The following is an 11,749-nucleotide window of genomic DNA, read 5'->3' on the forward strand; positions in this document are numbered from 1 at the left end:
CCGCCTATCGGAGGGTGGTCAAAGACAAGAACCGATTGGCAATTACGCCTTGGTCAGGTCCGTGTTCTTCAGAGGGAGCTGGCGCACCCGTTTCCCGGTCGCCGCGAAGACGGCATTGAGGACCGCGGGCGCGGCGACCGCGATGGTCGGCTCGCCCACGCCGCCCCAGAATCCGCCCGATGGCATGACGATGACTTCCACCGCGGGCATACCGTTCAGGCGCAGCACGTTGTAGGTGTCGAAGTTGCCCTGCTCGATGCGACCCTCTTTGACGGTGCATTCACCGAACAGCGCGGCAGAGAGTCCGTAAGAGAAAGAGCCGGCCACCTGCGCCTCGACCTGCTGTGGGTTGACCACATGGCCTGGATCGGTTGCGGCGACGATGCGCAGGACACGAAGCTGCCCCTCCGTCACTGAGACTTCCGCCACGGCTGCCGTGTAGCTGCCGAAGCCCATGAACTGGGCAATGCCTCGGAACACGCCCTGCGGCGCAGGCCTGAGCCAGCCAGCACGCTCGGCGACGGCGTCGAGCACCGCCAGATGTTTCGGGCTTCCGGCCATGTGACTGCGGCGGAATTCATAGGGATCTTGGCCGGCGGCGTGCGCGACTTCGTCGACGAAGCACTCGCTGTAGATAGCGTTCTGGTTGGTGTTCACGCCACGCCAATAGCCGGGGCGAATGTGTGGGTTGCGCATTGCGAAGTCGACCAGCACATTGGGCATCTTGTAGGCCAGGTTCCCCTCCGCCGCATCCGCCAGCAGCCCCTGAAAGATGTAGGGGTCGCCGTTGGCGGTCATCGCCGCAGGTGCGACATAGGAAGTGATCGACTGGCCAGAGATGCGCATGTGCAGCGCTTCGAGCCTGCCATTACTATCGAGCGACGCACGCAAGCGGCACTGGGTAACCGGATGGAAGCGGCCCTGCGCCATGTCTTCCTCGCGCGTCCACATCATCTTCACCGGCGTTCCAGGCAGCTGCCGCGCGATGCGCACGGCGATGCCGAGATAGTCGGTCGCCAGGCGCCGCCCGAAGCTGCCGCCGATGCGCATCGTGTGCACCTCGCACGCCTCCGGCGCGAGGCCGGCAGCGGTAGCCACGGTCTGCAATGCCGCCTCGGCCACCTGGGTGGGGGCCCAGACGTCGCAGCGCTGCGACGTCCAGCGCACAGTGGCCGACAGCGTCTCCATCGGCGCATGATTCTGGAAGGGCGTGCTGTAGTCGGCCTCGATGACGCGGCTGGCCTTCGCCAGCACGGCGCGTGCGTCGCCCGCGCGGTTGCCGACATAGGGCGTGTCGCCCGACAGGCCTTCGCGCAGCATCGCGGAGATGCTCTCGCTCGATACCTTGGCGTTCTCGCCCTCGTTCCAGACGATCTGTAACGAGTCGAGCGCCTTCTTGGCCTGCCAGAAAGTGTCGGCAACCACGGCCACGGTCTCGTCGTCAACGCGCAGCACATGGCGCACACCAGACATGCCGGTCACGGCTTTTGCGTCGAAGCTCACCAGCTTGCCGCCATGCACGGGGCAGGCGCGCGGAAGCGCAACCAGCATGCCGGGCATCTTGAAGTCCATGCCGTAGACCAGCGATCCGTCGAGCTTGTCGAGCGTGTCAATCCGCTTCAGCGGCTTGCCGGCGATCTTCCAGTCCTTCGGATCCTTCAATGCCGCATTGGCCGGAATTTCCAGCTTTCCCGCGGCAGCCGCCACCGCGCCATAGCTCAGTTTCCGCCCGCTGGCGGCATGGACGACGATGCCGCTATCGACCCGGCAGCCAGCGACATCCACGCCCCAGGCATTGGCAGCGGCCTGGACCAGCATGCTGCGCGCAACCGCGCCTCCCATCCGCACATAGTCATGCGAACCTCGGATACCGCGCGAGCCCCCGGTGCTCATGTCACGCCAGACGCGGTTGCGCGCCCGGTTGGAGGCAGGCTTGACGAGCTCGAAGCCGACCTGATTCCAGTCGCACTCGAGCTCTTCGGCGACGAGCTGTGCAAGGCCGGTCAGGGTCCCCTGCCCCATCTCCGCACGGGCGATGCGGATGATCACTTTCTCGTCGGGCTGGACCACGACCCAGGCATTGACCTCGGTCGCCTCGGCCCCCGCCGCCATGGCCTGCGCGAGAGGAAATGAGAAGCCAAGCGTGAAGGTGCCTGCAATGGCGCCGCTGCGCTTGAGGAAAGTGCGGCGAGACGAAGGAAGGGCCTGTGCGGCGAGCGCGCTGTCAATGAGTTCGGTCATCGGGGTCTCTCAGCTCTGGGCCGTTGCAAGTCGCTTGGCGGCGAGCTGTATCGCGGCCAGCACACGCGTGTAGGTTCCGCAGCGACAGATGTTGCTGATGCCGTCCCTGATCTCATCTTCACTGGGGGATGCGTTCTGCGCGAGCAGCGCCGATGCAGCCATGATCATTCCCGGTTGGCAGTAGCCGCATTGCGCCACGTCGAGCTCGGCCCAGGCCTGTTGGACGACCTTCATCCGCGTCGCAGCAAGCCCTTCGATCGTCACGATCCTTGCAGTCGGCGGGACGACGCTGACGGGCACTGCACAGGAGCGCATGGCGGCGCCGTCGACATGCACGGTACAGGCGCCGCACTGCGCGACACCACAGCCGTACTTTGCGCCGGTAAGGCCCACGTGATCGCGGATGACCCAGAGAAGTGGCGTATCAGGCTCGACATCCACCCGCGAGACCTTGCCATTGATATTCAGTTCGGTCATATCACTTCTGCTGCAGGATCCAGGTTGCGAGTGCCTTCGCCTCGGCAGGCGAGACCTGTGCGTTGGGCGGCATGGGCATCATTCCCCAGCGGCCCGTGCTGCCTTTGCTGATTCGCTCGGCAACGCCATCAACCGAGCCATCCTGCGCAGCGTACTTCGCGGCAATTTCCTTGAATGAGGGGCCCACGACCCGCGTCCCGATTGCATGGCAGGCCATGCAGTTCTTCTGTTGGGCAAGCGCTTGACTGGCGAAGGCAAAGGCAGGTGAACACGCCAATGCAACAGACAGGACTAACCTGCAGGAAATCTTCATCGGTTCTCTTTCACGTAAGGGCGATCGGTCGGGGAGCAGGCAGCTCGAGACGGTGTCATCGTTCGGTGAAAGCCGAGCGTGCCGGTCGGTGTGTGCGCCTCTGACTCTAGGTGCTCAGGCCGATCAGGACTACTGTCCGAACGCTTGAACCAGAATCAAGAGAACCTTGCCATTGCCTCGGCGCCCGGCTCTTCTCTGCGATCATTCCAAGGTCATGGCGACGCGGAACCCAATGCTGATCCCTCGGTAGTCAGCGTCATAGACCTTGCGAAATGCGGAGCGCCAGTCCGTCGCCGTGACATGCCAGCTGCCCCCGCGCACGACCCGTCCCGAGCCTGATTCCGGCCCGGCTGGATCCGCCGCCGGGCTGCGCGCGTAGTAGCCCGCGTCGTACCAGTCTTGCACCCACTCCCATACGTTTCCGTGCACGTCGTACAGACCCCAAGGGTTGGGCAACTTGCGACCCACAGGATGCATCGAGCCGGTTGCGAAATCCGCGCCATGCCAAGCGTGCCGATCAAGCTGGCGCGAGTCGTCGCCGAACGAATAAGCCGTCGCGGTCCCCGCGCGGGCTGCATATTCCCACTCGGCCTCGGTGGGCAGCCGATACCGGCGATGGCCCTCCTTCTTGTTCAGCCGTTGCAAGAAATCCTGCGCGTCATTCCAGGACACGGTGGCAGGGTTTTCCGGATTTCGCACCCGTTCCGCCATGCCAGGCAAGCCGTAAAAGGGATTCGAGCGCGACTGGATGTAGGGACTGCTGCCCATCACGGCCTCCCACTGCGCCTGCGTAACCTCGTAGCGGCCGATGTAGAACGGCTTGCTCAGGGTCACGCGGTGGCGTGGCTTTTCGTTGGCACCGGCTTCGCGCTCACCGTCACTGGCTCCCATCAGGAAGCTTCCTGCCTCTATACGCACGAACTGCATGCCGAGGCTGTTGGTGACGGCGGTTTCGGTCGCCAGGGCGGACTGCGCGGCCAGACACGCCAAAGTCAGCGTCAAGACTGGGAGAAAGTGCTGGCGTCGATGTGGAGTCAACACTTCATGTCCTGGATTGCGGCGATGCGCTTGGCCACTGCTGCGCTGCAAAGTGCTGCAGATCTTTGCGGACATGCTGCGGTTCATCGGCCAGACGCATGTTCGTTGCGTCCCGCACGCCGTCGATGCCTCCGTAGGCGTCGCTGATCAAAGCCGAGAACAGCGCGTCCAGATCGGTGCTGGCGGGACCCTGTTCGGCCACGAGCTCCAAGGTCTTGCGCTCCGCAGAAGCCGAGGTGAGGCTGTGCACGAGCAACTCGGCAATCTGGAGGCGCGCCACGACGCCATCGCTGGGATCGCCAGCGTGCCGGGTATCGCCTTGCAGCAGAACGAGCCGCCGCTGGTCCTGGGTGTTGTAGTCGAACCAGCCAGGTCGAACGATCGTGTAGGGCATGCCACTCGCACGGACCAAGCGTTCGCCTCGCCGCTTCCAGTCGTGCGCTTCGGTCGCGCGGTTGTATCGCCCGTTGCGGTCGGTCACGCCGATCGCCGTCATGAGGGCAATCCGGACCTGGCGACCCGCCAGCGCTTCAAGCACATTGCGAACGCCGCCGTAGTCGACCCGCTCCAACTCCACCTTGCCTCCGCCAATCGAGCCGTGCGTGAACACGATCGCGTCCATCCCCTTCACGGCCGCGCGCAGGGTCTGGACGCGCGTGAGATCACCCACGACACGTTGTGCCTCGACGGGAAGTTCGCGCGCGCGCTCCACGTCGCGCACCAGAGCTCGCACGGCATGTCCGCGGCGAAGAGCCTCTTCGACCACGAGCCTGCCGACACTGCCGGTTGCGCCGACGACGAGCAGGTTCAGATGTGCCTTGTTCGGAGTCAAGAACGAACTCCCGATGCAGTCTTTTGATCCAGACCGCCGAGGTCATTGAGCAGCATGCGCGCTCTCCGCCTTGAGCGATGCCATGTCGATCGCAAATCGGTATTTCACGTCCGACTTCAACATGCGCTCGTAAGCCTCGTTGATGTCCTGGATCCGGATGACCTCGACATCCGACGTGATGCCGTGACGGCCGCAGAAGTCGAGCATCTCCTGAGTCTCTGCAATGCCACCGATCAGCGAGCCCGCGACCGCTTTGCGATTGAGCACGAGCGGCCCCGAATTGAGCATCGGATCGAGTGGCCCGAGGTAGCCAACCAACACCAGCGTGCCACCCGTTGCCAACGTCGGCACGTAGGGATTGACATCATGCACGTAAGGTACGGTGTCGATGATGAGATCGAAGCTGTTCGCGACGTCGGCCATCTGCGCCGCATCGGTAGAGAGAACGATATGGTCGGCACCCAGCCTGCGCGCATCGGCCTCCTTGCCCGGCGAGCGGGTGAACAGCGTTACCTCTGCGCCCATCGCCTTCGCCAGCTTCAACGCCATGTGGCCCAGTCCACCCAGGCCGACGACTGCCACCTTGCTCTCGGCGCCGACATTCCAATGCCGCAGCGGCGAGTAGGTGGTGATGCCGGCGCACAGCAGCGGCGCGGCGCCGGCCAGATCGAGGCCTTCCGGCATCTTGAGAACGAACGCGTCGGAAACGACGATCCTCTCGGAATAGCCTCCCTGGGTCGGCTGCCCATCGTGGCGGTCGACACTATTGTAGGTGTCCACCCGCCCATTCTCGCAGTACTGTTCCCAGCCCTTGCCACACGCGGCACAGTGCCGGCAGGAATCGACCATGCAGCCGACGCCGACGCTGTCGCCCGCCTTGAATCGCGTGACCGCAGAGCCGACTTCAACGACGCGGCCAACAATCTCGTGGCCTGGAACCATCGGATATTGAGCGCCGCCCCAATCGTCGCGCACGTTGTGGATGTCGGAATGGCACACGCCACAAAAAAGAATCTCAATCGTCACATCATCGGGGCGAAGGCTGCGGCGATCGAAGTTGAAGAGACCCAGACGCCCTGTGGGCGAATGCGCTGCGTAGGCGAGAGTTGCTGAAGTCATGAAATAGATAGCGGTGTGTTGTCTTGGAGCTGCTTGCGGCTGAACACGTCTCAGCGACCCACGCGCCCTGCGAGGTGCGCGGGATAGCGGTCGCCCTGAACCTGAATGCGGCCCAATGCCTCCTGGATTTGCTGAAGGTCCTCTGCGCCGAGTTCGACGTCGGCCGCACCGATGTTCTCGTCCAAACGATGCAGCTTCGTCGTGCCGGGGATCGGTACGATCCACGGCTTCTGCGCCAGCAGCCAGGACAGCGCGATCTGGGCGGCCGTGACCTGCCGGGCCGTTGCGATGGCCGCCAGCGCCTGCACGAGCGGCTGATTGGCCTCCCGCGCCTCGGTCGAGAAGCGCGGCACGATGTTGCGGAAGTCGTTCTGGGCGAAGGAGGTCTTGGCATCGATGCCTCCGGTGAGGAAGCCCTTGCCCAGAGGACTGAACGGCACGAAGCCGATGCCGAGCTCTTCCAGCGTCGGGAGAATTTCCTTTTCCGGCTCGCGCCACCACAGCGAATACTCGCTTTGCAATGCGGCCACAGGCTGGACCGCATGGGCGCGCCGGATCGACTGGGCGCCGGCCTCGGACAGGCCGAAGTGCTTGACCTTGCCCTGCGCGATCAGGTCCTTCACGGCGCCGGCCACGTCTTCCATCGGCACTTCGGGGTCCACGCGGTGCTGATAGAACAGGTCGATGCGATCGGTCTTCAGGCGCGTGAGCGACGCTTCGGCGACGGCACGGATGCTTTCCGGCCGACTGTCCTGTCCATCTGCCACAACGCCGCCCTTGAAGCCGAACTTCGTGGCGATCACCACCTGATCGCGGAACGGCGCCAGCGCCTCGCCGACCAGTTCTTCGTTCGTGAACGGCCCATACGCTTCGGCCGTGTCGAAGAAGGTCACGCCGCGCTCGAATGCGGCCCGGATCAGGTTGATGGCGTCCTGCTTGCCCAGCCCGTCGCCATAGCCGTAGTTCAGGCCCATGCAGCCCAGGCCGAGTGCGGAGACTTCGAGGCCGCTGTTGCCGAGTTGTCGTTTCTTCATGTTGTTTTCTTTCTGTCGGATGTGAATAGGTAGTGATCAATAGACCTGGCAAGTCGGGAGAAACACGGTCTCCCCAACACTTCCGTCGATGTTTCAGCCCATGAGGGTCTTGTCATTGACCAAGACTCACTTTAGAACTTGCAAGCACCTCGCACTAGACACCACAGGCTTGCACCACAATCAAGTAGGACTTGCGAATAGGAAGTCATGGCGTGCGAATAAGCGCAACTTCCTGATTGGGACTCCGCCCTGTCATCCCAATTCCTGACGGTGAGTCAGTGATTAGCCGGTTTCTATCTCAGTAAATCAGCGATATTACGATCGCTAACTCACAGTTAATTTCGAACTCATATTCAACTCATTTGGCCTGATTACATTGGATGCGGATCATCGTCGTGCATGTCGCATAGCGGATGGTCCTCAACTTCAGGAGTTTTCATCATGCAATCAGCTTCCTTCAAGTTTCTCGCCGTATCCGCCCTCTCCTTCGCCGCCGCAGCAGCATCCATCTCGATTCACGCTGAGCCTTATCAGGGCGTCGCGACCGTCGTATCAGTGTTGAGCCGTCAGGATGTGGTGTCTGGAGCACACGAAGTTGCGCGGGCGGGGAATATTTATGGCCAGCAGGCCGCCGCCGGGCTTTCTCCGACGCCTGCGGTATCAGTGGCCCGCGCAGAGGTTCGTCGCGACGCCGTCGCCATTGCACGTGCTGGCAACCCCTATGGCGATGCGGCGTCGGCTGGCGTCGGCTCGCAGTCGGCCGACCCCCTTGACGCCCTTGCATCTGCTCGTCGCGCGAGCCTTACTCCCACGCTCAACTGATGCCACCCCTCGATGTTCGGCGTCAGTCTCGTCCGGACGATTCTGGTGTCCGGACTGACTCCCTTTGTTGACCCATGAAAGTGACTGACGTGCGAACATTGCTGGTGGAGGATGACAAGATGATTGGCAGCAGCTTGATGCGTGCCCTTGAGAGCGCGGGTTGGTCTGTCGACTGGGTACGTGACGGAGAGCTCGCGCAGAGCGCTCTCGTCGATGGGCAGTACACATGTGTCCTGCTCGATCTCGGTCTTCCGAAAGCTGATGGCATCGAGGTTCTGAAGAAGGCTCGCGAGCGTGGCGATACAACGCCGGTTCTCGTACTGACTGCACGCGACGGGCTTGCAGATCGTGTAAGCGGCCTGGATCTCGGTGCAGACGATTACCTGCTGAAGCCGTTCCAGTTGCCTGAGCTCCTGGCACGGATGCGCGCAGTCACACGCCGCCGTCACGGCGCAGCGCACTCCATCGTCGGATGCGACAGCATTCAGCTGGACATCACCACGCGCGAGGTGATCCAAGGGGGCCTGCGCGAACTGCTGACGGCCCGTGAATTTGCCCTCATGCATGCCTTGCTCGAGAGGCCGGGAGCGATCCTTTCCCGCGAGCAGCTCGAGGGACGCATCTATGGATGGGGAGACGAGGTGATGAGCAACGCGCTGGATGTACTTATCCATGGCATGCGCAAGAAGCTGGGCCCAGACGCAATACGGAATGTGCGTGGCCTGGGCTGGCGTGTGAGCGTCAAATGATCAGGCAGCTGGCGCTGTGGGTACAGCCCACGTCGCTTCGCAACCGAATGCTGTTCTGCATCGGAGGCGTGCACCTTTTGGCTGCCGTGCTGGTTGCATGGGTGTCCTATCTGAGCCTCAGCAGTGTCGTCGCTACAGCAAAAGACGATCAGATGCAGATGCTTGCCGCCTCGTATGCGCAGAGCACTTCCGTCCCGGTCATGCGCAACATCGCTCAACCGGACCTCGTTGCGCGAGGCATCTTCGTGATTCAGATCTGGTCATCGCAAGGCGAACTGCTATCTGCATCGGTGCCGAATCTTCCCATCCCGATGCAGAGCACGTCCGGCTTTAGTGTCGTTCGAAGCGGTCAAGCGGATGCTGATGAATGGCGTGTCTACAGCGGTCCCTTCGTGCCGTCTGCAGATCCGATGGAAGCGCAAGGACTTCGCGTGCAGGTCGCGCTCAGCACCGAGTACCTGCGCCAGATAGTGGTCGATCGCGCCTTCAAGAGCGTATTGCCCATCGCGCTGCTCTTGCCTCTGTCCTTTGCAGCACTATGGCTTCTCGTTGGGTTCTCATCGCGCTCTCTTCGCTCCGTCGCCATGGATGTCTCCAGACAGGACGAGCGAAACCTCTCCGAGCTTTCGCCTACTCGCGTTCCTGACGAGATTGCGCCTCTTGTGGTGGCTTACAACAGCCTCCTGGCTCGTCTGCGCCGTGCGTTTTCCAGTCAGGAACGCTTTGTCCAGGACGCTGCGCACGAGTTGCGCACGCCAATCGCGGCAGTCAGTCTGCAACTTGAGAATCTTCGCTGCTACGTGCCGCCGGGCGAGGCGTCGGAGCAGTTCGATCAACTGGAGGGCGGTGTGGCGCGCTCTGCGCACCTCATAGAGCAACTGCTCCGGCTGTCTCGCCAAGAGAGTGAGACAGCGAGGCCGTTCGATGATGGAACCCGTGAGGTCGATGTCGCGGCCGTGTTGCGCGAGAGTGTCGGCCAGTTGATGGGCCACGCGGACCAACGGAACATCGACGTTGGCTTCGAAGGGCGCACCCATGTCGCGGTGCGCGCTTCGGCGTCGGATCTTCGAAGCATTTTCGACAACCTGATCGGCAATGCGGTGAGATATTCAGGCGAGGACGGCATCGTCGACGTGGTTCTGCATGACCTCGACGGCCATGCCGTTGTCGACGTGATCGACAGCGGCCCTGGGATTCCAGCTGAGTACCTCGACAGGGCATTCGACAGGTTCTTCCGGGTTCCAGGCACAGACGCAGGCGGCAGTGGTCTTGGACTGTCGATCGCCCAGGTAGCGGCCGAGCGCAACGGGCTTCATGTGGAGCTGATCAACCGGCACCAGGACGGCGCATCGTCAGCACGGGGCCTGACCGGTCTGATCGCAAGAGTGCACCTGCCCGGCAAGCCGACATCAGCGCAATCCATGAAGAACGGTCCCAGTCGATTCCGCAGGTCGCGTCGATCTAGGCAAGGGGCAGTACGCGGCGGCAGAGAACAAGCGCTTGTGCCTGCCGCAGTGCCTGCTGAAGACCTCGGCCTGCATCGTTGATCACAGGCGGCTCCTGGCTCGGCCCTCTGCTTCAGCAATCGCGAGTTCTTCGGGCGTCACGACGTACGAGGGATTGTCCGCCAGCAGTTCGACCGCCAGATCGATGAAAGCCCTCGCGCGAGCGGGTTGCGCCGTTCTGTTTCCGTAGTAGATGAAGAGACCCAGATGATCCGGTGTGTGATCGACCAACAGCGGGATGAGACGGCCCGCACGGATGTGCGAGGCAGCGATGATTCCAGACAGTTGACCGATTGCGTGTCCGGCGATAACCGTCTCCGTTTCGAGTTCTTCCACGTTCGTGAACATCGACGCGGTCACCTCGTAGGTGCTGATTCCGCCGTCCGTCTTGAAGTACCAGGGCACAATCTTCCCGGTTCCAGGATGGCGAAACGCGCTGCAGCGATGTGCTTGCAGCTCTCCGATGTTCTTCGGCGCTCCATGCTTCGCCAAATACGACGGGGCGGCGCAGATGATCAGCTGTAGCGGCATGAGCCGTCGCGCCACGACGCCGTCCGCCGGTGAGGCGCCGACGCGAAACCCGACATCGACCCGATCCTCCACCCAGTTTCCAATGCGATCGTCGAGTTCGACGTCTGGCATCACATCGGGATGACGGCGGCAGAATTCATTGATAACCGGCCAGAGTGCAGGCTGGAATGTGGAGCGTGGTCCGACGATACGCAGCGGCCCGGTGACTCCATCCTTGGCGCGGCGTGTCATCTCCAACGCACGCTGCATTCCGATGAGGGCCGGACCCGCCATCTCCAGAAAGAGGCGCCCCTCGTCAGTCAGGGCCATGCTGCGCGTGGTCCGATGGAAAAGCCTCACACCCAGATGCAACTCCAGTTGCGCCAAGGCCTGGCTGGCAGCTTGTGGCGTCATCCCCTGCGCAGTCGCGGCGCGTCGCAGACTCCCGAGTTCTGCAGTCTTTGCAAAGGTGGCAATGGAGCGGAGTTCGTTGATTGGCATGTGATTCGATTGTCAATGGGCGCTTGCTATAGCTTAAAGCGTCGATGCACTAGTCCCCTGGACAGCACGGGCCTACAGTGGCGCCCGAAGGAGACAGAATGAAATCAATAGCTGCAACCGTTCTTTCACTGTCGATGGCAGGCAGCCCTGTGGCTCAGGCCGAGGATGAATTGAAGCTTTCACGCGCGACACTTCGACCGTCCAGCGCGGGATCGGCCGCACATTTCACGGGCAAGGTCCGAATCTCCCGACTCTTCACGGATCGTGATGTCGCGCGCCCCACGAAAGAGTCCGTCACCTTCGAGCCGGGCGCTCGCTCCGCCTGGCACACACATGACTCCGGGCAGACGTTGATCGTCATCGCGGGTAGTGGCCGCATTCAGCGATGGGGAGGCCTTGTCGAGAAAGTCCAGGCTGGCGACGTCATCTGGATTCCCTCCGGGCAGAAGCATTGGCATGGCGCTGCCCCCGCAATGGCGATGACCTATGTCGCCATTCACGAGTCGATGACTGAACGGGATGCGAACTGGTTTGAAAAGGTCACCGCGTCGGACTATCTCCGCGCGGAGCAGCCCGTGATCGGACGAAGCTCGGGATAGCCGTTCCAC

At 62.5% G+C, this 11,749-nt stretch carries 12 protein-coding genes; 4 read left to right on the forward strand and 8 right to left on the reverse strand.

What is annotated here, in order from left to right; translation table 11 throughout:
• Positions 1–42: 42 nt before the first annotated feature.
• The 7 genes from AC07PZ_RS28220 to AC07PZ_RS28250 form a co-directional block, all read right to left on the reverse strand.
• Positions 43–2,241, reverse strand: a complete 2,199-nt coding sequence (locus AC07PZ_RS28220) for a xanthine dehydrogenase family protein molybdopterin-binding subunit (RefSeq protein WP_495298480.1) — start codon at positions 2,239–2,241, stop codon at positions 43–45.
• A gap of 9 nt (positions 2,242–2,250) precedes the next feature.
• Positions 2,251–2,718, reverse strand: coding sequence for a (2Fe-2S)-binding protein (locus AC07PZ_RS28225; protein WP_495298481.1), 468 nt, complete (start codon positions 2,716–2,718; stop codon positions 2,251–2,253).
• A 1-nt stretch (position 2,719) separates the two neighbouring features.
• Positions 2,720–3,031: a c-type cytochrome gene (locus tag AC07PZ_RS28230; RefSeq protein ID WP_495298482.1), complete on the reverse strand. Its 312-nt coding sequence runs from the start codon at positions 3,029–3,031 to the stop codon at positions 2,720–2,722.
• A gap of 201 nt (positions 3,032–3,232) precedes the next feature.
• Entirely contained in the window at positions 3,233–4,033 is an 801-nt protein-coding gene (locus AC07PZ_RS28235; RefSeq protein WP_495298483.1) for a formylglycine-generating enzyme family protein, read from the reverse strand.
• A gap of 40 nt (positions 4,034–4,073) precedes the next feature.
• Positions 4,074–4,901: an SDR family oxidoreductase gene (locus tag AC07PZ_RS28240; protein ID WP_495298484.1), complete on the reverse strand. Its 828-nt coding sequence runs from the start codon at positions 4,899–4,901 to the stop codon at positions 4,074–4,076.
• Between the two features lie 42 nt (positions 4,902–4,943).
• The gene (locus AC07PZ_RS28245) at positions 4,944–6,020 is read right to left on the reverse strand and encodes an NAD(P)-dependent alcohol dehydrogenase (RefSeq protein WP_495298485.1); all 1,077 of its coding nucleotides are present in this window, start codon (positions 6,018–6,020) and stop codon (positions 4,944–4,946) included.
• Positions 6,021–6,070: 50 nt separating this feature from the next.
• Complete coding sequence (locus AC07PZ_RS28250) at positions 6,071–7,054, reverse strand: aldo/keto reductase (protein ID WP_495298486.1); 984 nt, start codon at positions 7,052–7,054, stop codon at positions 6,071–6,073.
• 441 nt (positions 7,055–7,495) lie between these two features.
• Between AC07PZ_RS28250 and AC07PZ_RS28255 the strand changes: the two genes are divergently transcribed.
• From AC07PZ_RS28255 to AC07PZ_RS28265, 3 genes are all read left to right on the forward strand, one after another.
• A complete protein-coding gene (locus AC07PZ_RS28255) occupies positions 7,496–7,876 on the forward strand; it encodes a helicase SNF2 (RefSeq protein ID WP_495298487.1) in 381 nt (126 codons plus the stop codon).
• Positions 7,877–7,965: 89 nt separating this feature from the next.
• Positions 7,966–8,625: a response regulator gene (locus AC07PZ_RS28260; protein ID WP_495298524.1), complete on the forward strand. Its 660-nt coding sequence runs from the start codon at positions 7,966–7,968 to the stop codon at positions 8,623–8,625.
• Positions 8,622–10,172 (forward strand): sensor histidine kinase, encoded by a 1,551-nt coding sequence (locus tag AC07PZ_RS28265; protein ID WP_495298488.1) that lies wholly within the window; start codon positions 8,622–8,624, stop codon positions 10,170–10,172. The genes AC07PZ_RS28260 and AC07PZ_RS28265 overlap by 4 nt, the downstream gene beginning before the upstream one ends.
• Here the strand turns inward: AC07PZ_RS28265 and AC07PZ_RS28270 are convergent, their stop codons facing one another.
• Positions 10,173–11,141 carry a LysR family transcriptional regulator gene (locus AC07PZ_RS28270; RefSeq protein WP_495298489.1) on the reverse strand — a complete coding sequence of 323 codons (969 nt, stop codon included), beginning with the start codon at positions 11,139–11,141 and terminating at the stop codon, positions 10,173–10,175.
• 98 nt (positions 11,142–11,239) lie between these two features.
• Here AC07PZ_RS28270 and AC07PZ_RS28275 point away from each other — a divergent pair, with 98 nt between their 5' ends.
• Positions 11,240–11,740 (forward strand): (R)-mandelonitrile lyase, encoded by a 501-nt coding sequence (locus AC07PZ_RS28275; RefSeq protein WP_495298490.1) that lies wholly within the window; start codon positions 11,240–11,242, stop codon positions 11,738–11,740.
• The last annotated feature ends 9 nt before the right edge of the window (positions 11,741–11,749 follow it).

It is taken from the genome of Variovorax sp. GW821-FHT10B04 (assembly GCF_059415645.1).